The sequence below is a fragment of the Pseudomonas sp. GL-RE-26 genome (genome assembly GCF_019956275.1).
Lineage (GTDB): Bacteria > Pseudomonadota > Gammaproteobacteria > Pseudomonadales > Pseudomonadaceae > Aquipseudomonas > Aquipseudomonas grandcourensis.
On record NZ_JAHBDI010000035.1, the window covers coordinates 13,295 to 36,259 of the forward strand.

General features: G+C 57.7%; 20 protein-coding genes and 4 pseudogenes. 17 read left to right on the forward strand and 7 right to left on the reverse strand.

From position 1 onward, the window contains the following. The first annotated feature begins 2 nt into the window (after positions 1 to 2). The 5 genes from KGB07_RS20750 to KGB07_RS20770 all read left to right on the forward strand — a co-directional run bounded on the left by KGB07_RS20750 (position 3) and on the right by KGB07_RS20770 (position 4,536). Positions 3 to 692, forward strand: a complete 690-nt coding sequence (locus KGB07_RS20750; protein ID WP_046043100.1) for an amino acid ABC transporter permease — start codon at positions 3 to 5, stop codon at positions 690 to 692. Positions 693 to 696: 4 nt separating this feature from the next. Continuing rightward, positions 697 to 1,455 carry an amino acid ABC transporter ATP-binding protein gene (locus KGB07_RS20755; RefSeq protein ID WP_046043102.1) on the forward strand — a complete coding sequence of 253 codons (759 nt, stop codon included), beginning with the start codon at positions 697 to 699 and terminating at the stop codon, positions 1,453 to 1,455. Positions 1,456 to 1,511: 56 nt separating this feature from the next. Beyond that, positions 1,512 to 2,375, forward strand: coding sequence for an MBL fold metallo-hydrolase (locus KGB07_RS20760; protein WP_223466425.1), 864 nt, complete (start codon positions 1,512 to 1,514; stop codon positions 2,373 to 2,375). 64 nt (positions 2,376 to 2,439) lie between these two features. After that, positions 2,440 to 3,720, forward strand: a complete 1,281-nt coding sequence (locus KGB07_RS20765) for an FAD/NAD(P)-binding oxidoreductase (RefSeq protein WP_046043103.1) — start codon at positions 2,440 to 2,442, stop codon at positions 3,718 to 3,720. Between the two features lie 9 nt (positions 3,721 to 3,729). Next, positions 3,730 to 4,536, forward strand: a complete 807-nt coding sequence (locus KGB07_RS20770; RefSeq protein WP_046043104.1) for a sulfite exporter TauE/SafE family protein — start codon at positions 3,730 to 3,732, stop codon at positions 4,534 to 4,536. A 5-nt stretch (positions 4,537 to 4,541) separates the two neighbouring features. Here KGB07_RS20770 and KGB07_RS20775 read toward each other — a convergent pair whose 3' ends face one another. Further along, positions 4,542 to 5,483, reverse strand: a complete 942-nt coding sequence (locus KGB07_RS20775) for a LysR family transcriptional regulator (RefSeq protein ID WP_046043106.1) — start codon at positions 5,481 to 5,483, stop codon at positions 4,542 to 4,544. 128 nt (positions 5,484 to 5,611) lie between these two features. Here KGB07_RS20775 and lysA point away from each other — a divergent pair, with 128 nt between their 5' ends. The 3 genes and pseudogenes from lysA to KGB07_RS29610 form a co-directional block, all read left to right on the forward strand. Continuing rightward, complete coding sequence (gene lysA / locus KGB07_RS20780) at positions 5,612 to 6,850, forward strand: diaminopimelate decarboxylase (RefSeq protein ID WP_263287104.1); 1,239 nt, start codon at positions 5,612 to 5,614, stop codon at positions 6,848 to 6,850. A gap of 120 nt (positions 6,851 to 6,970) precedes the next feature. After that, on the forward strand, positions 6,971 to 7,312 hold the full coding sequence (locus KGB07_RS20785) for a class I SAM-dependent methyltransferase (RefSeq protein ID WP_223466439.1): 342 nt from the start codon (positions 6,971 to 6,973) through the stop codon (positions 7,310 to 7,312). Between the two features lie 3 nt (positions 7,313 to 7,315). Continuing rightward, positions 7,316 to 7,485 (forward strand): annotated as a pseudogene (locus tag KGB07_RS29610) (3-oxoacyl-ACP reductase); the annotation flags it as partial. Between the two features lie 259 nt (positions 7,486 to 7,744). On the opposite strand, the pseudogene KGB07_RS20790 reads toward KGB07_RS29610, so the two are convergent. Continuing rightward, positions 7,745 to 8,287 (reverse strand): annotated as a pseudogene (locus KGB07_RS20790) (LysE family translocator); the annotation flags it as partial. Further along, positions 8,286 to 8,501, reverse strand: a pseudogene (locus tag KGB07_RS20795) (MerR family transcriptional regulator); the annotation flags it as partial. The pseudogenes KGB07_RS20790 and KGB07_RS20795, both read right to left, overlap by 2 nt. 165 nt (positions 8,502 to 8,666) lie before the next feature. Between KGB07_RS20795 and KGB07_RS20800 the strand changes: the two are divergent. From KGB07_RS20800 to KGB07_RS20825, 6 genes and pseudogenes are all read left to right on the forward strand, one after another. Then, entirely contained in the window at positions 8,667 to 8,885 is a 219-nt protein-coding gene (locus KGB07_RS20800) for a GDCCVxC domain-containing (seleno)protein (RefSeq protein ID WP_046043110.1), read from the forward strand. Positions 8,886 to 9,231: 346 nt separating this feature from the next. Next, positions 9,232 to 10,644: an NAD(P)/FAD-dependent oxidoreductase gene (locus tag KGB07_RS20805; RefSeq protein WP_223466426.1), complete on the forward strand. Its 1,413-nt coding sequence runs from the start codon at positions 9,232 to 9,234 to the stop codon at positions 10,642 to 10,644. Positions 10,645 to 10,660: 16 nt separating this feature from the next. Continuing rightward, the gene (locus KGB07_RS20810) at positions 10,661 to 11,620 is read left to right on the forward strand and encodes an alpha/beta fold hydrolase (protein WP_223466427.1); all 960 of its coding nucleotides are present in this window, start codon (positions 10,661 to 10,663) and stop codon (positions 11,618 to 11,620) included. Between the two features lie 146 nt (positions 11,621 to 11,766). Further along, complete coding sequence (locus KGB07_RS20815; RefSeq protein WP_223466428.1) at positions 11,767 to 13,194, forward strand: GGDEF domain-containing protein; 1,428 nt, start codon at positions 11,767 to 11,769, stop codon at positions 13,192 to 13,194. A 205-nt stretch (positions 13,195 to 13,399) separates the two neighbouring features. Continuing rightward, positions 13,400 to 13,615, forward strand: a pseudogene (locus tag KGB07_RS20820) (glutathione-dependent formaldehyde-activating protein); the annotation flags it as partial. A gap of 461 nt (positions 13,616 to 14,076) precedes the next feature. After that, complete coding sequence (locus KGB07_RS20825) at positions 14,077 to 14,265, forward strand: ribbon-helix-helix protein, CopG family (RefSeq protein ID WP_046043116.1); 189 nt, start codon at positions 14,077 to 14,079, stop codon at positions 14,263 to 14,265. A 21-nt stretch (positions 14,266 to 14,286) separates the two neighbouring features. Here KGB07_RS20825 and KGB07_RS20830 read toward each other — a convergent pair whose 3' ends face one another. Then, complete coding sequence (locus KGB07_RS20830) at positions 14,287 to 15,948, reverse strand: SulP family inorganic anion transporter (protein WP_046043118.1); 1,662 nt, start codon at positions 15,946 to 15,948, stop codon at positions 14,287 to 14,289. Between the two features lie 175 nt (positions 15,949 to 16,123). Between KGB07_RS20830 and KGB07_RS20835 the strand changes: the two genes are divergently transcribed. Further along, positions 16,124 to 16,354, forward strand: coding sequence for a hypothetical protein (locus KGB07_RS20835; protein ID WP_046043128.1), 231 nt, complete (start codon positions 16,124 to 16,126; stop codon positions 16,352 to 16,354). A 534-nt stretch (positions 16,355 to 16,888) separates the two neighbouring features. Here the strand turns inward: KGB07_RS20835 and merR are convergent. After that, positions 16,889 to 17,287, reverse strand: a complete 399-nt coding sequence (merR, locus tag KGB07_RS20840) for an Hg(II)-responsive transcriptional regulator (protein WP_223466429.1) — start codon at positions 17,285 to 17,287, stop codon at positions 16,889 to 16,891. A 76-nt stretch (positions 17,288 to 17,363) separates the two neighbouring features. On the opposite strand from merR, the gene KGB07_RS20845 reads away from it, so the two are divergent. Both KGB07_RS20845 and KGB07_RS20850 read left to right on the forward strand, forming a co-directional pair. After that, positions 17,364 to 17,594, forward strand: coding sequence for a heavy-metal-associated domain-containing protein (locus KGB07_RS20845; RefSeq protein ID WP_080925384.1), 231 nt, complete (start codon positions 17,364 to 17,366; stop codon positions 17,592 to 17,594). Between the two features lie 7 nt (positions 17,595 to 17,601). Next, positions 17,602 to 17,826, forward strand: coding sequence for a GDCCVxC domain-containing (seleno)protein (locus KGB07_RS20850; protein ID WP_223466431.1), 225 nt, complete (start codon positions 17,602 to 17,604; stop codon positions 17,824 to 17,826). Positions 17,827 to 18,112: 286 nt separating this feature from the next. Here KGB07_RS20850 and KGB07_RS20855 read toward each other — a convergent pair whose 3' ends face one another. Next, positions 18,113 to 18,877 carry a tetratricopeptide repeat protein gene (locus KGB07_RS20855; protein WP_223466433.1) on the reverse strand — a complete coding sequence of 255 codons (765 nt, stop codon included), beginning with the start codon at positions 18,875 to 18,877 and terminating at the stop codon, positions 18,113 to 18,115. Between the two features lie 223 nt (positions 18,878 to 19,100). Continuing rightward, positions 19,101 to 22,965: beta strand repeat-containing protein (locus KGB07_RS20860; RefSeq protein ID WP_223466435.1), on the reverse strand; the 3,865-nt coding region annotated here is incomplete at its 5' end.

Consider the following 22,965-nt stretch of genomic DNA (forward strand, 5'->3'; position numbering starts at 1 on the left):
CGATGCTCGATATCATCCACAACTACGGGCTTTTCTACCTGATTGGCCAGTACCCAAACGGCCCCTTGGGCGGCTTGGCAATGACGCTGATCCTGGCAGCGCTGGCCCTGGTGCTGGCCTTTCCTGTCGGGGTACTGCTCGCGCTCTGCCGCATCAGCCCGTACCGGCTGTTGCGTGTGCCGGTCACAAGCGTGGTGTACATACTGCGTGGCACACCCTTGCTGATGGTGATTTTCTGGGCCTATTTCCTTCTGCCAACCCTGACCGGTCAACGCACCGAGCAATTTGGCACCATGCTGGCTGCCTTGGTGATTTTTGATGGGGTATACCTCGCAGAAATCATTCGCGCAGGCATTCTTGGATTGCCTCGAGGGCAAATGGAAAGCTCCCGTTCACTCGGCTTTTCGTACCTGGCGACAATGCGCCTGGTCATCATGCCCCAGGCCTTTCGCAACATGCTGCCCTCGCTGGTGAATCAGTTTGTCTCCACCATCAAGGAGACCTCGCTGGGTTACATCATCAGCCTCTCGGAAGTGTCGTTCGTCGCCTCCCAGATCAGTGCTCAGTTGCTCACCAAGCCGGTCCAGGTCTATGCCGTACTTGGCCTCACTTACTTCGCTATGTGTTTCAGCTTGTCGCGCTTCGCCTTCTGGCTGGAAAGACGTCTCGCTGTCCGAACTGCAAAGGTTTAATCCCATGATCAAACTGAAAAACGTTAACAAGTGGTACGGCAGCTACCATGCTCTGGCTGATATCAACGAAACCGTCGCCAAGGGTGAGGTGGTCGTGGTCTGCGGTCCGTCCGGCTCCGGCAAGTCGACGATGATTCGCACGCTCAATCGGCTGGAAGCCATCCAGAGCGGGAATATCTTTATCGATGGCGTGGATATCTATGATCGCTCCGTCAGCGTGAACGCCTTGCGCAGCGGTATTGGCTTCGTGTTCCAGCAGTTCAATCTGTTTCCCCACCTCACCGTTCTCGAGAACTGCACGCTGGCTCCGCGTCGCCTGCGCAAGCTGGGTGCCAAGGAAGCGGACGATCTGGCCATGAGCTTGCTGGACCGTGTAGGGCTGGCCCACAAGGCATGCGCTTACCCATCCGAGTTATCGGGTGGCCAGCAACAGCGCGTGGCCATCGCCAGGGCATTGGCAATGAACCCGCCGGTGATGCTGTTCGATGAACCCACTTCCGCGTTGGACCCTGAGATGGTCGGCGAAGTGCTTCAAGCAATGAAAAGCCTGGCCAAGGAAGGCATGACCATGGTGTGCGTCACCCATGAGATGGGTTTCGCGCGTGAAGTGGCCGATCGAGTGATCTTCATGGATCAAGGCAAGGTGCTCGAACGAGCAACGCCCGAGTCTTTCTTCCTGCGCCCTGAACACCCTCGCGCGCAGCGATTCCTGTCCGATATCCGCTCGCCCTGGGTCGAGAGTGGTATGCCGCAAGCCTGCTGAATGGAGTACAGGGGGCAGGCTCGATGGCCGCCCCCTTGAGAATGGAGGCAATGACCATGCAATTTCATGTTGAGAAATTCTTCGACGCCGAGAGCTGTACCTACAGTTACCTGGTCATCGACCCGGTGACTCGGCACTGCGCGATCATCGATCCGGTGCTCGACTACGATGCCGCCGCCGCGCGTATCTCGTATTCAAGTGCCGAACTCCTTATCGAGCATGTGCGCGCCAACGCGCTAACACTGGAGTGGATTCTGGAAACCCATGTGCATGCCGACCACCTCTCGGCTGCCCGCTACCTCAAGCGTCAACTGGGTGGACAGATCGGCATTGGCGACCGTATTCCTCAGGTGCAGAAGGCCTTTGCCACGCTGTTCGACGCCGACGATGACTGGAGCCCGGACGGCAGCCAGTTCGACCGTTTGTTCGCCGACAACGAAACGTTCCATGTCGGCGCCCTGGCTGTCAGTGTGCTGCACACGCCTGGCCATACCCCGGCCTGCGTGACGTACCTGATCGAAGATGCCGCTTTCGTCGGTGACACGTTATTCATGCCCGATTGTGGCACCGCCCGCTGCGATTTTCCTGGCGGCGACGTACACCAGTTGTACCGCTCGATTGGCCGTCTGTTCCAGCTACCGGGCAGCACGCGACTGTTCATGTGCCACGACTACAAAGCGCCTGGCCGCGACGCCTACTGCCACCAGACCACAGTGGACGAAGAGCGCGCGCACAACATCCATATCGGCAAGGGCATCGCCGAGGCTGATTTCGTCGCTCTGCGCACGGCGCGCGACAAGACCCTGAACCAACCCAGGCTGCTGCTGCCGTCGGTGCAGATCAACATGCGAGCCGGTGAGACACCTGCGGCCAGCGCCAATGGCATCAGCTATTTGAAGATACCGCTCAACATGTTCTGAATGAATATCGGAACTTAGGCAGAACGACTGAAATATCCCATTTAATCAATCAAATGGAATGCAGATGACTACGCTCAATCAAAACGCAACAGCCTCTGGGACAGAAGATGCCCGTGGACGCCCCGATATCACTGCCGACGTCGTCGTCATTGGTGGCGGGTCGGCAGGCATTGGTGTCGTGGCAAGCCTGCTCAAGCGTGCTCCCGATCTGCAGATCACGCTCATCGAACCCAATGACCAGCACTATTATCAGCCGGCCTGGACGCTGGTCGGTGGAGGGGCTTATGACGCTCGCAAGACCGTCAGGCCCATGTCGCACGTCATCCCGCGCGGGGCCACCTGGATCAAGGCTGCGGTGGTTGAAGTCCTGCCGAACGGAAAACGTCTAAAGCTGAGTAACGGCAAAAGCGTCGCTTATCGAAACCTTATCGTCTGTCCCGGGCTTAGGCTTGCCTGGGAGAAAATCGAAGGGTTGGAGCAAACCCTGGGCAAGAACGGGGTGACATCCAACTACCGCTATGACCTTTGCGCTTACACCTGGCAACTGGTGCAGGGATTACGCAAAGGCAAGGCCCTCTTCTCCCAACCCGGCATGCCGATCAAATGTGCCGGCGCTCCGCAAAAGGCCCTGTACCTTTCCTGCGATCATTGGCAAAAATCAGGTGTTCTGCAGAATATGCAGGTCGAGTTCAATCTCGCTGGCGCAGCGCTGTTCGGCGTACCGGCCTTCGTCCCTCCCCTGATGAAATACATCGAGAAGTATCAAGCACAGCTGGTATTCGGCTCGAACCTGGTCAAAGTTGACGGCCCCAGCCGGACAGCCTGGTTTGAAAGCAAGGACGAACACGGCGCAGTCATTCGCCAGGCCAAGACCTTCGACATGCTCCATGTCGTCCCCGCACAGGTCGCCCCCGATTTCATCCGCACAAGCCTTTTGGCCGACGCCGCCGGGTGGTGTGAAGTGGATCCGGGGACGCTGCAACACAGCCGTTATCCGGACGTATTTGCGCTCGGTGATGTGTGCTCCACCAGTAACGCCAAGACCGCTGCCGCTGCACGCAAGCAAATCGTCGTCGTCGCCGAGAACCTCATGGCAGCACGCGACAACCAGCCCATGCCGCTGCGCTACGACGGCTATGGGTCATGCCCGCTGACCGTCGAAAAAGGCAAAGTCGTGCTGGCAGAGTTCGGCTACGGCGGGAAACTGCTGCCCACATTTCCCCTGGACGCTACGGTTGCCCGAAAAAGTGCATGGTTCCTCAAGGCCCGGTTCCTGCCCTGGTTCTACTGGAACGGCATGCTCAAAGGCCGTGAGTGGTTGACCAAACTCTCCAAGGTCGAATGAGGAGCCAGCATGCTGCTGAGTGGAATATTCGGGATCGCTATAGGCATCATTCTCGGCCTGACGGGTGCGGGGGGTGGAATTCTGGCCGTACCGGCGCTAGTGATCGGCTTGGGATGGTCAATGACTGAGTCTGCGCCCGTTGCGCTGTTTGCCGTCAGCGCAGCGGCAGCTGTAGGGGCTGTGGATGGTCTGAGGAAAGGTCTGGTACGTTATCGGGCTGCCCTGCTGATGGCATTATTGGGGGCGGTGTTCTCGCGTTTGGGCGTGTACTTTGCCCATCTGCTGCCCAACACCGTACTGACGTCCCTGTTCAGCATGGTCATGGTCATTGTGGCGATACGCATGATTCGACAGGCGAACGGCAACTCGGCTAAGGCCGCCGACAATCAGCAGTGCTGGCAAGAAAAGAATTGCATGATCAACCCTCAGACCGGCCGACTGCGCTGGACACCGAAATGCTCAGCAAGCCTTGCCGTAGTCGGCTCACTTTCAGGGCTGCTCACCGGGATGCTGGGTGTGGGAGGCGGGTTCTTGATCGTGCCTGCGTTTCAACAGCTTTCAGACATCCGCATGCATGGTATCGTCGCGACCTCACTTATGACTATCGCCTTGATCTCGGCTGTTGCGGTGACAGGCGCCATTCATGCAGGAGCCCACATAACGGTCACGGGCGGCGTTTTTATCGCTGCGAGTGTCAGCGGGATGCTGCTGGGAAGAGTCCTCTCCCTCAGGATTCCCGCCAAATCGATACAGCTGGGCTTTTCTGCTGTATGCATTGTGGTTGCCGGCTTCCTTATGTTCAAAACCTGGATGTAGAAAACCTACTGAGTATCGACCTGACTGGCCCCCGCCATTCTCTTGTCCAGGGCACTGGCAAGACTCAACGCCTCAACTCTCAGTGCCTTGCAAAAGGCGTCAACGAAAACTGAGGAAGGTCGAAAATCAGGCCTTATCAGCATGACTCGGTAGGGAATGGACACGTTGATTGGCCGAATAGCCAATCCCCTGCCTGACTCTTGCACGGCGCTCAATGGGTTGATGATCGCCACGCCCAATTGTTGCCTGACCATGGCACAGACCGACGCGGCATTGGTGGTTTCGATCACGGTGTGCCGATCGACACCAGCGAGACGAAAGTGCTCATCGAGCTTTTGACGATAAATGTCCAGGCCCGACAGGTTGATGAAATTGACACCGCGAAAGTCCTCCATTGCCAGAAGCGACCTGGACAGCAAAGGATGCCCCTCTGGCAGTATGCAGACCATGTCGGCACAAAAGAGCAATTCCCCTCGGGTGCCTCTTGGCACATGTTCACTTTCGGTCAAGCCGAGGTCGTGACGCTGTGCGCTGAGAGACTCCTCGAGCAAGGGCGATTCCTGCGCGGTGATACTCAAGCCTATGCCCGAATGCTGCTGATGAAACTGCTTGCAAACGTTGGGCAATAGCGTCTGAGAAAACAGCGGCAGGCAGGTGATGCTGAGTTGCCCATGTTCGAAACGACGGATCGATTGCGCAACGCTATTGATTCGTTCCAACCCGATATAGGAGCGTTCGACCTCTTCGAGCAGCATTACTGCCTGAGCCGTCGGTACCAACTTACCGCCCTCCCGATCAAACAGGCGCAAACCCGAAAGGCTTTCAAACCGGGCCAGTTCCCGGCTGAGCGTCGGTTGGGAGGTCAACAATAAGCGCGCCGCTCCCGTGACGCTGCCTGCTTGCATGATTGCTCGGAAAACTTCGATATGCCGCAACGAGACGTTCATACCCAACCTTCATTGATCGCTTGAAGGCCATATCAGAACTGAATTGATAACTAAAAAGAAGATATTTTATTGAATGCTCTGCAATCGGCATGATGGTCTCCACTCCCTAGATCAGATCGACTATCTCTATGCCCAACCAGCCCGACTTCCAGCAGTTAGCCGCTATTGCCACAGAACATGGCACCCCGTTCTGGTGTTATGACGCACAGACCATCAAGGCGCGCGTCGATCAACTGGCGTGCTTCGAGACCGTTCGATTCGCACAAAAAGCCTGTTCCAACCTGCACATCCTGCGCTTGATACGAGAGCAAGGCGTTCGGGTCGATGCCGTCTCGCTGGGTGAAATCGAGCGGGCACTATTGGCAGGTTTCAGCCCGGCCGGCACACCAGCAGGCATCGTCTTTACCTGTGATCTGTTCGACGATGCGACTCTGCGCCGCGTGGTCGAGTTGAATATCGAGGTAAATACCGGGTCGATCGACATGCTCCGCCAACTGGGTGAACGCTCTAGGGGTCATTGCGTCTGGTTACGGATCAACCCAGGGTTCGGCCATGGTCACAGCCGCAAGACCAATACCGGTGGTAAAAACAGCAAGCATGGCATCTGGCATGAGCAGGTTCACGAAGCGCTCGACGTCATTCGGCAGTTCGGGCTGAAGCTGGTGGGATTGCACATGCACATCGGCTCGGGCGTGGATTACGCGCATCTGGAGCAGGTGGGCTGTGCAATGGTCTCGGCCGTGAAAATGCTCGACCACGATATCGAAGCGTTTTCTATTGGCGGGGGGCTTTCCACGCCCTACCGCGAAGGCGAGGAGCCGGTAGACATCCAGCGTTATGCCAACGCATGGCGTCAGGCCCGACAGGACATCGAAGCGTTTCTTGGTCATCCGGTACGGATGGAAATCGAACCCGGCCGGTTTCTGGTTGCCGAATCCGGTTGTCTGGTGACCGAAGTCCGCGCGGTCAAAAAAGTCGGCAGCCGAAACTTCATCCTGGTGAACGCAGGCTTCAATGACCTGATGCGCCCGGCCCTTTATGGCGCCTATCACCACATGACCTTGCTGGATGCCGAGGGGGCTCCCATCAATCGCCCTGAGCACGACTACGTGGTGGGCGGCCCCCTATGTGAATCTGGCGATATCTTTACGCAGGATGAAGCAGGGGTGACGCCGCGTTTGCTGCCCGAGGCGCTGGTTGGCGACTTGCTGATCATCCACGATGCGGGAGCGTACGGCGCCTCTATGTCATCCAATTACAACAGCCGCCCCCTGTTACCGGAAGTATTGATCGAGCAAAGGCAAGCCAGATTGATTAGACGCCCGCAGCCGATGTCGGACTTGCTGGCCTTGGAATTGGGGCTTTAAAGGCCAAGTTGATGACCTGATAAAGAACGGGTTTACCCAGCTGAGTGTTCTTGACCTCTCTGCTTCAGCGCTTGCCACAGCAAAACACCGCTTGGGCAGTAGGCAGAAAAAGTCATCTGGATTGAGGGGGATGTCACTCGGGTATCGCTTGCGCCTCAGACCTATGATGTCTGGCACGACCGAGCCGTGTTCCACTTTCTTGCAACTGCAGATGAGCGACAGGCGTATATCGAAAAAGTACTAACATCTGTAAAGCCTGGTGGATACGTAATTGTTGCCACGTTTGCAGAAGATGGGCCTACCCAATGCAGCGGTTTACCTGTGAGGCGTTATAGCGCGGACGAATTGCACTCTGAGTTTGGTGCACCTTTCGAATTGCTCGGGCATGAAAAGGAAAAACATCACACTCCGTTCGGAACCCTCCAGAAATTTGTTTACTGCTATTGCCGAAAACTTCGCTGAATTCGAATCATCAACATCACATTGAGCGCCGTCAAATCACCCATCTAGGGTCTGGTCTGACGGACGGTGCGCACAGCGGACTGACGGGGTTCATCGCGGGACTCGCCCGGCAAGACAACATCGCCAGTTGCAACGTAACCATCAACAGCCTGCAAACGGGCTCGCTCGATAGCTACCCCCCCTTCCAACCTACATCTTGTGGGAAGGGGATAAGCGTCTCGTGATTATTTCACCTTCTCAATGGACACAACCGTGGCTTTTGCACCCTCAGACCGGAACTCGAAATTCACCCGATCGCCAATACCGCAGGCGCGACAGGGGAGCCACTTTTTCACCAGAGTCGGTCGTTTTCAGTCCTTCGCGACAGGCAGAAAGCGGCCAACAGCAGCCCTTCGTGACAGCCAATAGCGGCCATTCATCAGCACTCATGTCTTAGGCCGACTGCCTACGTATAGCGAGTATCGCAGCACCAAATCCGATGAACGTGACCCCCACCACCCGACTAACCCAGCGGGACCACTCGGGTCGTACCAGCACGCCCTTGGCACGCGAGGCCAGCGCGGCATACAGGCTCAACGACGACACCGAGAGCGCCATAAATATCGCGGTCAGGATCAGAAATTGTGGGAACAGGGCTGCGCCTTGATCGATGAACTGCGGAAATAACGCCGTAAAAAACAGAGTCGCCTTGGGGTTGGAGAGCGCGGTAAAAAATGCTGATCTGTACAGTTTTAGTCGTGTGGGCCGCAGGCTCTGCCCCTCCTGAATGCCTTCAGCCAGCAGCGGCGTCTTGTTGAGCAACTGCCTCACCCCCAGGTAGAACAGATACCCGGCGCCGACGATCTTTACCATGTTGAACAACCCTTCGGAGCTGGCAAGCAGCGCCCCCAACCCCAGCATCGCAGCCGCCGACAGGCAGAACAGGCCACTGGCATTGCCCAGCGAAGACCACATTGCGCTGCGTTGGCCATGGGCTCAGCAGTATGCCCACCTCATCCAGCGTGAACCCCAGCGCCTGCGCCCTCTTGATGAAGCGCAACCGCTTGACCTGCTCCGGTAGATAGTGCCGATAACCACTGAGCGGCTTTGGCGGTTCATCCAGCAAGCCGCGTCGCTGGTAATAGCGAATAGTCTCGATGTTCACCCCGGCAGCTGCCGCCAACTTGCCGATACTCAGCCCGGTCGCCATCACACGCCTCTTGATTCTGTACCCAGGTACGGAGTGTAAAGTGACCCTGGGTTAGATCGATTCAATGGAGAAAACGATGGCTCAACAGATCGGCGGGGCCTGAGGCGTTGACCAAGGCGACGACGAAGGCGGGTTATCCCTCCACCGTGCATAAATGAGGCAACCATGAGCGCCGTCATCCTCGAATCCGTGTTGACCTGCCCGCATTGCGGTTTCGCCAAGCAGGAAGCCATGCCCACGGATGCCTGTCAGTTTTTCTACGAATGTGGCAGTTGCAAAACCCTGCTACGCCCGAACCCCGGTGACTGCTGTGTGTTCTGTTCATTCGGCACGGTGAAGTGCCCGCCGATTCAGGAGCAGCGCGGATGCTGTAGTACGGATTGACCTGTGTTTATTCGGTTTGTCAGACGCCCCTGAAGCGCCTCAAACCGTGGTTATGGGAGGTAAGTATCATGTGGAGTCGCTCCCTGATGCTCGTGATTGTCTACCTGACTATCACCCTCTGCATCGGCTGGTTGTATACCATTGCTCTCCTGTATTGGCTTTGATCCAATTGGAGGCCGTGTAGTTGGATGTTTCTTCGCGCATACCGACTTGAGTATGGACATTCAGGCTGCAGCCATTAACTCCATTGGTTATGTGGGTGAGGAGCATTCGTTCTATTGCGCGCGGCATTGGTGGCTAATCTTCGGAGGTTAAGGAGGGGCAACCTCCAGGAAGGTGCAACCATATGGACGCAAATCCGATCGAAACCGACTACCTGATCATCGGTGCTGGCGCGATGGCCATGGCCTTCGTCGATACGCTACTCAAGGAAACGAATGCACGCATCGTGATGGTGGATCGACACGGTCGACCTGGCGGGCACTGGAATGATGCCTACCCCTTTGTCCGTTTGCACCAGCCCTCGGCCTTCTATGGCGTCAACTCGCGGGAACTGGGCAGCGGAACGAAAGACACGACGGCACTGAACGAGGGCTTGTATGAACTAGCCTCCGGCGCCGAGGTGGTGAGCTACTTCGACCAGGTGATGAATCAGCAGTTTCTGCCGTCAGGTCGGATCCGTTACTTCCCCATGTGCAACTACACCGGCGACCGCATTGACGACCACCGGTTTACCTCGCTCGTCAGCGGCGTAAACCATCAGGTTCGGGTGTACAAAAAGGTGGTGGACGCCACCCATGCCCAGACAGCAGTTCCCTCGACCCACCTGCCCAGGTACAGGGTGGAGCCCGGCGTGCAGTGCGTGCCACTGAACGACCTGCCGAAGATCCAGCACCCACACTCTGGCTACGTAGTGGTGGGATCGGGCAAGACCGGGATCGACGCTTGCCTGTGGTTGCTGCAAAACGGTGTTGCGCCCGCAGCTATCTGCTGGATCATGCCGAACGATCCGTGGTTGATCGACCGGGCCAACTTGCAACCCGGTCTCGATGGCTTCGAACGAACAATCGGCGGCCTCACGGCACAATTTGAGGCCATCGCAGCCGCAGACTCGATCCCGGACCTGTTCTCCAGGCTTGAGGCGGCGGGCCAGCTCCTGCGCCTGGACAAGTCCGTCGAACCCACTGCTTACCGCTGCGCCACCGTCACACAGGCGGAGTTACGTGAGCTTCGACGCATCGACAACATTGTGCGCCTGGGGCGGGTGCGAGTGCTCGAGTCAACGCGCATCGTGCTCGAGCAAGGCAGCATCGCCACGAGCCCAGATGCCCTGCACATTGACTGCAGCGCCAGTGCCATCCCGTCACTGCCTGAAATGAAGGTGTTCGACGGAAGCAAGATCAACCTGTTGATGGTAAGTAGCTGCCAACCCTTGTTCAGCGCGGCCTTGATCGCTTATGTGGAAAGCCATCTGGCCGATCAAACGCAAATGAACGCGCTTTGCACGATGGTCCCCCCGCCTCACGTTCCCACGGACTGGATCAGAATGTGGGCGGTCTACCTGGGTAACCAACTACGCTGGGGAGAACATGAAGGCCTGGCCCGCTGGATCAGGCAGTCGCGTTTGTACTTTATGACGGCGGTGGTCAGCGGCTTGCAAGAAACCGACACAGAGAAACTGGTACAGCTGCATCGCCTCTCTGTCAGCAGGCAGCAGGCTGCGGCGAATCTGCCGCGGTTGCTGGGGGCCATCCCTTGAATCGCAGGAAGCGCATATGAACGAGCCACACCTCGAACTGCTCGACATCAATGGCATCCGCATGCAGATTGCAACGCAAGGTTGCGGCCCGCTGGTCCTGCTATGCCACGGTTTTCCGGAGCTGTGGTACTCGTGGCGCAACCAGCTTGCTGCGCTGGCGGCCGCCGGCTACAGAGCGGTAGCGCCCGACATGCGCGGCTATGGCGGCACAGATGCGCCGGCCGAACCCGACGCCTACACCACGCTCCACCTGGTAGGTGACATGGTCGAGTTGGTCAACGCTCTTGGCGAACAGCAAGCCGTGATCGTCGGCCATGACTGGGGCGCGCAGGTGGCCTGGAGCGCAGCATTGATGCGACCCGATCTGTTCCGCGCAGTGGTCGGCATGAGTGTTCCCTTCTCGCCACCGGCGCGCGTGGAGCTCCTGAGCGCGCTTGCCTCGCGGGGTATCAGCGACTTCTACATCCAGTATTTCCAGGCGCCGGGTGTGGCCGAGGCCGAGCTGGAAAGGGACGTCGAGTCATCGATCCGACGCATCTACTTCAGTGGCTCGGGTGACGGGCCCGATGGGCCGGTGTTCGGCCGACTGCAGCCGGGCCAGGGCTTCCTGGGAGGGATGATCGAGCCCGAAACCCTGCCAGCCTGGCTAAGCCTCGAGGATATTGCCTACTACACCCGTGAATTCACCCGCAGCGGATTTCACGGTGGCTTGAACTGGTACCGCAACATGACGCGCTCATGGGCACTGCTGACACCTTGGCGCGATTGCATTATCCGGCAGCCGTCGATGTTCATTGCCGGGAGCCGCGACGCCGTGCTGAGGTTTGCGGGCTCCCCGCGGCAGATCGAAGCCTTCGCGCAGACACTGCCGGGCCTGCGCGGCTGTCATATCCTTGAAGGTGCCGGCCACTGGATACAGCAAGAGCGCGCGACAGAGGTCAATGAGCTGCTACTGGACTTCCTGAAAAAACTCTGATCAGAAAGTTAAATTCTTATCCATAATTGAAACGCCATAGAACGGTCCATTCGATATTTGCGTAGTGATGCGAGGGACCGTTGGCATGCAGGCGGCGCCAACACCGGACCGGTGTTGGCTATATGGATTCAAGACTGGAGGGAACCATGAGTAATCTCATCGCCACCGACGAGCCACCTGAAGCCGTTCGCCTCATGGTCAAGGTTTACGCCTACTTGCTGCTCGCAGGGTTTGCGTGTGTTCCGGCCTATCTGATTGGCTACTTATACTTTTTCCAGGACCCCACGCTTTTATTCGAGAATCACCTGTTCCATGTAATTGCGATCACGACAGCCACCTTGGCAGGCTCGTTTGTTACTTACGTAACGTGGCGCTGCTATCAGTCATCGGGAGATCCGCTGCTGCGATGGATGACGCTTGGATTTCTCGGTTTTGTACTGATCTACGCGTTGCATGGTGCGTTCACCGGGCAAGCACACCACAATATCTGGCTCTTCCTGCTTTATGGACCAGCCTCTCGACTGGTCATGTCGATTTTGCTGTTAGTCGGATTGCTGTCGTACCACCGCCCACCTGATGCCGCGGACCAACGAATGAAGGCCCGCCCGTGGTTGACCTGGATAGGAGTGTTCCTGGTGGTTGACGTGGCAGTGGCGTACGTCGCGAATTCGCCGATCGCCGGCGATCTCGCGGTGCGCCTCTCGATGGAGGGTGGTGCCCTCGTTCTTTCCACATTGACCGTGACAATACTCCTGCTGCGTCGTATCCGATCGCCGCTGATGACAATTTTCATCATCTCGGTCACCGCGTTCGCGCTGTCCTCTCTTGCCTTCATCCTTGCACGTCCGTGGAACCATATGTGGTGGCTCGCTCACGCGATCTTCGCCGGTGGATTTTTCATGTTGAGCTATGGGGTAGTGCAAGCGTTCCTCACCACGCGGTCGTTTTCGAAGATTTACAGCCAGGAGGAGTTGATGGTGCGTCTTGCCGAAGCGATGGCGTATACCGAGAGCGCCCTGCAGGAACTCCAGCGCACCAATCAAGAACTCGGGCACCTTGCGGCGACCGATCCACTGACAGGCGCTGATAATCGGCGTCGGTTCATGGAGCGGGTCGAAGCCGAAATTGGCCGGACCAAACGCGGCGGTGCGCCGTTCTCCGTGTTGGCACTCGATCTGGATAATTTCAAGTCCATCAACGATCGCTTCGGGCATCAGGTTGGCGATGACATCCTGAAGAGTTTCGTGGAGAAATGCCTCGATTCGATCCGGCCGTATGACGGTGTAGCCCGAGTGGGCGGGGAAGAATTCATGATACTGCTACCTCAGACTTCACTTGAAGGCGCGCACGAAATCGCTGAGCGTCTGCGAAGCACCGTTGCAAACAGTTCTTTTCATGGCCTGCAGCGGTCAACCGTGGTCACAGTGAGCATCGGCGTATCGCAATCCGGTCGCGATGGCGACACCATCGAGGCAATTCTGCGTACAGCCGATCAACGCCTGTATCACGCTAAACACGAAGGCCGTAACCGTGTGGTCACTACCTTCAAAACCAGCCTCCAACCTCTGCGCTGACCATCGTCTCGAAGTCGCTGAAAGCGTCAGCACCGATACCTGGCTTTGCAACACAGTATTGGGCGTTACTCGATCTCCACATTCCTGAAAAACCTTGGGCGTGTGTGGATTCCATTTGAATTCGGCACACTCGCCCGTGCGCGGACCTAGCCGCGCTCGAGGCGTCATCGCAGACCATTCTTGATCTGGGTACCCGAGCGGTCGCACCGAGCTTTCGCCCCAGAGCGGATGGGCTGCGTCGGGATTCGCGGCGTTCGTGTCCTCCATCATCGAATCCGGCACACCGCCAGCGCAAATGAAGGCTATCCGCGAGCGCCTGCGCTCGATCGGCCTGGAGCCCTATGACTGCCTGTCCCCGGACTTGATGGACGCACTGGCGACTCATGTCGCCAAACAGAAAGGCCTGCTCCCCACAGCCTGATCGATCGGTCGCCGCGGTTTCTTTTTCGGACCGCGGCGGCGATTCACCTTTGAGTTGTGCGCCCCACATAATTAACTGGGGGGCTTTGGGCATCAGGACAACGGGTTACGCCAGTTTTCAATTCCGCTCGTACCAATTTTGTACCACCAGGCTCTCTCAACCCATCTTTTCTCTATGGCTTACTGCATCTACATCAGGCTGATAACGGCCATATCCGGTCGCTCGTGACTGCCCACAGTCTACCCGTTGCAGGCAGTCGGCTAGCTTAGAATAAATTTGCTCCCTTCCTCGCGGATGGGGATTATCCACGCGGAGTCGAAGCAGATCCGACTCATCACCCACCGTGAGAGCCAAATATTTTCTTGTGAGTAAAGTCGAAGTAACGCGCAGTACAGTGACAGCACCGGACAAGGCAATTACAATTTGATTAACATCTAGCGACTTGAGCGATTGAATACCCCATGGAAAGCAAGACTGCGCGCCTCACTGTGCTCATTGATCCCGTCAAGAAAAAAGCCTTCGAGGAACTCTGTGCAGCACAAGACCTGACGCCTTCTCAGGTGGTCCGTCAACTGATTCGTGACTACCTGGACACCCACGGTGCCACCTATTCGACCAAAAGCAAGCATGCCGCCAGTACCAAGTCATAACCTGACACGGGCAGCAAGCCTCTAAAGGGTCGACGGACCCTCTGCGAGGCTGACCGCTTTAGCCAGCGCGGTGTTGAAGTCGGCGTGGTAATGCTCCGTGCCGATTTCTTGCAAGATACCCACCCTTTCGAGCTTGTTGAGCACCTTCGTGTTCGCTTCGCAGAGTTTCACCACGATATTGCGCTTGTGCAGTTGCTGAATGACCTCCTCCAGCACCTGCAAGCCAGTGATATCCATAAACGGTACACGCTTCAAGCGAATAATCAGCAGACGTGGATCGGTATGGGTCTGTGCCAAGACTCGCTCGAAGGTCTCAGCCGCGCCAAAGAACAATGGCCCTTCAATCGTATAAATCAATGTCCCTGGCGGCAGGCGAGTGTGCCCATTGGCCCTCAACTCTACTTCAAGCTCGTGCTCGACTACCTGTTGTACCTCAACAGATGAGGCCATGCGGCGCATGAAGTGCAGCATCGCAAGGATGACGCCGATATTCACAGCGATCACCAAGTCACTGAACACTGTGAGACTGAAAGTGATGAGCAGAATAGCTACGTCTGCGCGAGGGGCCCGCTGGACCATGCGTTTGAAGTGCTTCAACTCGCTCATGTTGTACGCGACCACGAAAAGAATGGCGGCCAGGGCGCACAGTGGGATGTTTGAGGCCAGAGGTGCCAGAAACAGAATAATAAGCACCAACGTGACCGCGTGCGTAATGCCGGCCAACGGGCTCGTGCCGCCGTTACGGATATTGGTTGCAGTACGGGCAATGGCTCCGGTAGCTGCGAAACCGCCAAACAATGGCGTGACCAGATTAGCCACTCCCTGACCGATCAGCTCCTGATTGGAATCGTGCTTAGTGCCTGCCATGCCATCGGCCACCATTGCGGACAGCAGCGATTCGATCGCTCCAAGCATGGCGATAGTGAACGCCGGACCGATCAAATCGATGACGCGAGACAGCGTGATTTCAGGCAGGCTCAACGCTGGAAGGCCTTGAGGTATGCCACCAAATGCGCTGCCAATCGTGGCTACCCCCTCGAAATGAAAGGTTGACTGAATCGCCGTAGCTACCGCCATTGCGACTAATGGGCCAGGTACCCGTTTGAGTCCGGGAATTTTGGAAGCAGTGATTACCAGGAAAAGACTAAGTACAGCCAGCAGGGTCGTGGCCATATGAAGATCCGGGAGCGCCTGGAGCAAATGCCAGAACTTTTCATGGAAATGCTCTCCACTGATCTTCGGTAAACCGAAAAAGTCTTTCCACTGTCCGACCCAGATGATCACGCCGATGCCTGCGGTGAATCCGACGATCACCGGATCGGGGATAAACTTGATGATTGCACCGAGCCGGGCCATCCCCAGCAATAACAACATGGCCCCCGCCATCATCGTGGCGATTTGCAGACCGTCAACACCATGCTTGGCCGTGACCCCCGCCAGAATCACGATGAACGCACCTGTCGGCCCGGCAATCTGCAAGCGGCTTCCGCCAAAGAGTGAAACCAGCAGACCACCGATGATTGCGGTGTAGATGCCTTGCTCAGGCTTGACGCCAGATGCAATGGCAAACGCCATTGCAAGGGGGAGCGCCACGACCCCGACGATCACGCCAGACACCAAATTGCGGAGCCAATGCTCTCGCCCCAACAACCCTGCCTTCCATGCCTCACCTATCGCAATCATGGCTAGCTCCTCAGTGGATGCATGTGCATAATATTAACATACAGTGATAATTGAAATGCCCTTGATCCACCGCTTCCGGCGGCTGGAAATGTTTATAGAGAAAGTTCAGATGGAGCTGGGCGGGCATGCACTGCAAATAGAGAATCTTGAGAGCGCGTGTAGCGTGGTGACTGACATGAATCGTAAAACTGTGAAAAGCAAACACGCCGAAGGCGTGACCTTTGACACCCATGTGATCGCAAACCCGACCAACCCCAAGGAGTGGATCGTGTTCTTCAAGAAGGACGCCGGGAGAAGTTATTTCCTGGTTGACGACAACGAGGAAGTCGAGTCTTTCGGTCATCTGGATGACCTGATCGCCGAGCTTCGAGACTTGGGCCTCAAGACCGCTGAAATCCACTTTTAACCCTTGGATCACGCCCTGGAGACATGATCATGTCAGTGAAAATCGAGTACCTATCCAGTCAAAGCGAAGCTCTTTGGTCTGTATGTTTTGGCATCAGACGAGTTCAGTTTCGGCATGAAAAAAGTGCTCACGACTTTGCTGCCAAGCTCAAGGAGAGAATCGAGGCTCCGCATGTTTACCCTCAACGTGATCCGCCAGCGAAAAATCTTAGTTGATCGGTACAGGCAGATTGAACCTCACCCTGCATATCTACCTGTTTGTTCTACATAACGGATCCGATTGAACTCGTGACCTCCGGTAAAAAGGCCGAGTAGCTCAATCACCGGTCATAATAGGTGTGTAACTATAAGGGAGTGACTGTTTTTTTACCGATTGATGCCTGACATGACAGGCCGCTCAGGGTCGCAAGCAGCCCCTCGCGACAGGCAAAAAGAGGCCGGAAACGGTCATTCCTGACCGCTGGCAAGCGGCCTTACGATTGCACTGCACGGGGTGGTGGCCTGACACTTGTGCATGATGCCCTGCAACCAGGCATTACTCCCTGTTCAGCACATCGATGATAGGGCAAGCGGCCCCGCCGGCGCCTGCATCGCACTCCTGAACCAGTCCGCCCAGTACCTGCCGCAGTGCGGCAAGGTCAGCCATCTTTAGCTCGATCAGGGCCAGCTTGTGCACGGCCAGTGCCCGGGTCTCGCGGCAAGTGCAAGCCGCATCCAGTTTCAGCAGTATGCCCACCTCATCCAGCGTGAACCCCAGCGCCTGCGCCCTCTTGATGAAGCGCAACCGCTTGACCTGCTCCGGTAGATAGTGCCGATAACCACCGAGCGGCTTTGGCGGTTCATCCAGCAAGCCGCGTCGCTGGTAATAGCGAATAGTCTCGATGTTCACCCCGGCAGCTGCCGCCAACTTGCCGATACTCAGCCCTGTCGCCATCACACGCCCCTTGATTCTGTACCCAGGTACGGAGTGTAAAGTGACCCTGGGTTAGATCAGTTTAATGGAGAAAACGATGGCTCAGGCTCCAGCGGAAACCGTCAGGCTCGACGTTCAGAACACGACCTGTCCGGTCTGTCCGATCACGGTCAAGAGTTCGCTGGAGCCGTTGTCCGGCGTGAGTACCGTCAAGGTCAATTTCGCGGAGAAAATGGCCATCGTCACCTATGCCCCCAATACAGCCGATCCTGAAGCGTTGACCAAGGCGACGACGAAGGCGGGTTATCCCTCCACCGTTCACAAGTGAGGCAACCATGAGTGCCGTCATCCTCGAATCCGTGTTGACCTGCCCGCATTGCGGTTTCGCCAAGCGCGAAGCCATGCCCACCGATGCCTGTCAGTTTTTCTACGAATGTGGCAGTTGCAAAACCCTGTTACGCCCGAACCCCGGTGACTGCTGTGTGTTCTGTTCGTTTGGCACGGTGAAGTGCCCGCCGATTCAGGTGCAGTGCGGATGCGGTAGTACGGGCTTGATCTAGGTTTACTCGGTTTATCAGACGCCCCTGACGCGCCTCAAACCGTGGTTATGGGAGGTCCGTGTCATGTGGAATCACTCTCTGGTGCTCGTGGTGGTCTACCTGACTATCACCCTCAGCATCGGCTGGTTGTATACCATTGCGCTCCTGTATTGGCTTTGATCCAATTGGTGACGATCGGTCAGTCCGCATTTGGTACCGTTTTCGGCAGGTAGCTTTGTTCCGATCACAGTCGTTTGCAGCTCTTCGCGACGGACAGCCCCCCAGCCAGAAGTGGAGACTCAGAAACTCAACCGTGCACCAGGTAGGCTCCTGACGGAACCCGATATCGCAGTTTCTTGCATTTACCGGGTGCAGGCTGATGCCCCGGCGGGCGATCAGGAAACCAGATTCGGCATTTACCCGGCGGCGGTAAATGTCCGCGGGGGATCTCAACCTCACCGTACGCGGGCTCTGGCTCGACATTAGCCATTTGCAATTTTCCTTCGGACCTGGCTCTGCCAGTCGTCGGCGCATCCGAATCCCGACCTGTCTCTGCGCTAGCGAAGTTGCCAGTGTCGCGCCCAGTGTCCGGAGTGGATTGTTCAGCAACGGCCATTTCCGCTTCGCGGCGCCTTTGAGCCTCCTCTTGCAGCCCCTTCTGTGCTGCGGCCAGGTCCTCTTTGGCATTGGGTGGGGTACCCGAAGCCTGGGCCTGCTGCGCCGCCTGGATCAACTGGAAGTTGCGGTTGCGCAACTCGACGTTGCGACCAACCCGCATGTTCGAGCGCGCCGCCAGGGTTTCAGCCTGCTGGTACTGCCCCTGCTGAAGACGCAACACACCGAGGTAATGCAGCGTCGCGGGATTGTTCGGCTGGATATGCAGGGCACGCTCAAGCGTGGCAGCGGCCTGGTCCAGTTGGCCATTTTCATACTGCCGCGAGGCGGTTTCGATCAGGGTGGTTGATGCGCTGTTGCTTTGCGCGGGCGCTCTCCGCTCGGCAGCGACGGAACAAAACGACGCGACGGCGCAGAACACGAGGATGAGGCCCGGCAGAAAACTCTTGGTTGGCATCAGGGGGGCGAACTCGACTGATCTCGGAAGGCACTGAAGTAAAACAGGCCAAAGCGCTGCTCGGCATCTGCGATACAGGGCCCCAATTGACCTGGCCAGTACCCTGAAGTTCCCGCTGCAAAGGCCGCCGCAACCAGTACTTTACCGCCCACAGACCCCATCGCGGATTTGTTCGCGATGGGGTCTGCAACCCCGTAGCAACGTGCGGCCAGCAGCAAAAGCATCATGTCATCAGGATAAAGTCCGCCTGATCGATACCGGCACTGTTAACACCGACAAGGCGAATAGTGTCCGCTCCGATCCCGATCACCGTGTCCGCCCCGTCAGCCGCAATGCTCACGTTGGCAGCGAACGTCTCGCTGCTGATCCCCAGCCCTGCGATATTGAGCAAGTCCTGCCCTGCGGCCGGATCGATATCGAAGTCCTGGATCGAGTCGTTGCCGAAGCCTGCCGCAGCAAACATGAAGGTGTCGTTGCCGAAGCCGCCATTGAGCGTGTCGTTGCCCAGCCCGCCGAAGAACAGATCGTCACCCGCACCGCCGACCAGAACGTCGTTGGCCTGGCCGCCCAGCATCGTGTGGTTTGCCGCCGCTGCATCGTAGGCCAGCTCACTGCCGTTACCCTCGGCGTTCGCCTGCAAACCCGCGGCCGCGTATTGGCCATTCATCGCGAGATGCGCCACATGCGCACCGTCGCTCACGCTCAGCATGCCGCCGGTGCCTGTGTCATTCGCTGCATAGGTGATCTGCGTATTGGCGCCGAACGCAACATCGCCAAAGTCCAGCTTGTCACCTGCGGTAAAACCGCTGACGCTGCCACTGAACGCCGTCGACACATCGAGCTTGAGCGTGCCAGCTGCACCGCTGTCGAACGTCACATGCTGATCGGAGGCAGCACCGAACTCCAGTATCGCCGAACCGCTGATAGTCGCGCTCCCCGCGCCACTGGCATCTGCGTGGACGGTGATGTTGCCATCGTTCGCCCACAGGCTGCCGCTGTTGACGAGCGTACTTTCAATCACCAATCCGCCGCTGCCGCTGGCTTGCAGCACACCAGAGTTAGTCACGGCGCTACTACCGGTATCGATCACCAGCGAGTTGACGCCGCTGGCAAGGATCAGGCCCGAGTTGACCAGCATCATCTGCCCCGCTCCCAACTGGCCGGCACCCGAGATGGTGTTGTCGGCATTGGTGAGCACCGTGTCCGCGCTGCCACCGAAGATCACGTTCTGCGCGCTGTCGGACAGAACCACGTGCCCGCCACCGCTCAACGTCGCGCCACGGAACAGAATCTCGAGATCGGTCCCGCTGCCGGTGGAGCCGAGCTCTATGGTGCCGCTGTTGTCGATGCTGCCACCGAACGGCATGATCGCGCCGTCGGCAATGGTGATGGTGCCCGTATTGGTCGTGACCGGGTCCACATCGAACAGTAAGTTGGCCGCGCTCAACGCCGCCGCATCCACGCCCTTGACAGTGATCGTCTGGTCGGCGCCGATGCTGAGCACGGCATTGCCGTTCGCGTCGTTGACGATACTCACATCCGCAAAATCGTTGACGCCCGTGAAGCCGATCAAGTCGATCTTGTCCGCCGTCGCATCGAAGCTGTAAATGACGTTGTTGCCGATCGGATGGGCGAAGACGAAGGTGTCGGCACCAGACGAGCCGGTCAGGTTGTCGTCCGCTGACAATGCGAAGATCGGCGAGCCGGGGGCGTAGGCTTCGACGTTGTCGGACACAAAGGCATTTCCAATGCTGCCGTCGGCGTTGGTCCAGTACATGTTGACATCAAGCACCAACGCACCGGCGAATTCGCTTGGAGTTGTCACAGTCAATGCGTCGGGATCGCTAGTCTGCACTGTCCAGGTGCCGTCGCCGTTGTCGGTTCCTGCATTGAACGTCCATCCCGAGGGAACACCGCTGATGGCCACCCTTATTGGGCCGCTGATATCGGCCGACGGAACGTTGAGGGCTAGATTGATGGGTTCGCCAGCCACACCTGCCGGGAGATTTGCGCTAGAGGTGAACGCAACACCCGTATTACCAGCCAAGTCCGTGTAGGTGTTTGTAACGCTGGCTTTTACAGATCCATTAGATCCATTGCCGGCTGCTCTTGTGAAATCCACTGTGTAAGTATTGCCGCTACCGGAGAAGTTGCTGAGGGTTCCGCGGCCTGCGGTGACACTGAAATCACTGATATCGAAGTTAATCACAGCTTCACTGAACGTGATGGTTATTTTGCCGCTATCGTTGTTCCCTAACATTGGGGACGCAGTAATGGAAGTCACTGTTGGAGCCACGGTATCAACTGGCGTCTCAACGACGTTCTGCACGTTTACCGTAATGGTCTGCGTGTCGGTTCCGCCATTGCCGTCGGCCACCTGAACGTCCACAACGTAGGCGTTGTCGCCGTCGGTGCCACCGATATCCTGGGGATTCTCGTAATCGGGCGCCGAATTGAACGTCAGCACCCCACTCGAACTGATCGAGAACTTGCTGAAGTCCGTCCCGGCCGTATTCAGGATCGTGTAGCTCAGCGTCTGCGCTGGTAGATCTGCATCGGTCGCCGCCACTGTCGTGACCGCCGTGGTGTTCTCCGCCACATTGATCGAAGCCGTCGCACCACCACCGTTGGAGGTGATCACCGGGGAGTTGTCGTTGACTCCCGTCACGGTTACCCCGATTGCCTGGTCGTCAAACAGCGTGCCGTCCGACGCCCGCACAATCACGTCATAAACGTTGTTCGCTCCCGAATCAGTCGGCGCTTCAAAGTTGGGTGCAGAGATAAAGCTCAGCACGCCTGTGCCTGAAACGATCGAGAACTTCGCGGCATCCGCTCCGCCGACGATGCTGTAGCCCAGCGTTTGCACCGGCAGATCAGCATCGGTCGCCGCCACTGTCGTGACCGCCGTGGTGTTCTCCGCCACATTGATCGAAGCCGTCGCACCACCACCGTTGGAGGTGATCACCGGGGAGTTGTCGTTGACTCCTGTCACGGTTACCCCGATTGCCTGGTCGTCAAACAGCGTGCCGTCCGACGCCCGCACAATCACGTCATAAACGTTGTTCGCTCCCGAATCAGTCGGCGCTTCAAAGTTGGGTGCAGAGATAAAGCTCAGCACGCCTGTGCCTGAAACGATCGAGAACTTCGCGGCATCCGCTCCGCCGACGATGCTGTAGCCCAGCGTTTGCACCGGCAGATCAGCATCGGTCGCCGCCACCGTCGTGACCGCCGTGGTGTTCTCCGCCACATTGATCGAAGCCGTCGCACCGCCACCGTTGGAGGTGATCACCGGGGAGTTATCGTTGACTCCCGTCACGGTTACCCCGATTGCCTGGTCGTCAAACAGCGTGCCGTCCGACGCCCGCACAATCACGTCATAAACGTTGTTCGTTCCCGAATCAGTCGGTGCTTCAAAGTTGGGTGCAGAGATAAAGCTCAGCACGCCTGTGCCTGAAACGATCGAGAACTTCGCGGCATCCGCTCCGCCGGCGATGCTGTAGCTCAGCGTTTGTGCCGGCAGATCAACATCGGTCGCCGCCACTGTCGAGACCGCCGTGGTGTTCTCCGCCACGTTGATCGAAGCCGTCGCACCGCCACCGTTGGAAGTGATCGTCGGTGAGTCGTTGCTACCGGCGATATGCACGGTGACCGAAGTGAGGGTGCCGTCGGCACTGTTCACCGTGAAGGTGTCGGTGTAGGTGGTGCCGGCAGCGAACTCGTCGTGGGCGGAAGTGGCGACGTAGGTCCAGGCACCGTCGGTGCCGATGGAGAACTGGCCGTAGCTGCCGGCGGTGTTGGTTTGCGCGACGAAGGTTGCGGCGCTGTCGACGTCGCTGATGGTCAGGGTGCCGGCGGTGGAAATGTCGACGGCGGCATGGGTCTCGGTGAGGTTGGCGATGTCGGCGGACAGCACGGCCGCATCGTTGGTGCCGAGGATATGCACGGTGACCGAAGTGAGAGTGCCGTCGGCACTGTTCACCGTGAAGGTGTCGGTGTAGGTGGTGCCGGCGGCGAACTCGTCGTGGGCGGAAGTGGCGACGTAGGTCCAGGCACCGTCGGTGCCGATGGAGAACTGGCCGTAGCTGCCG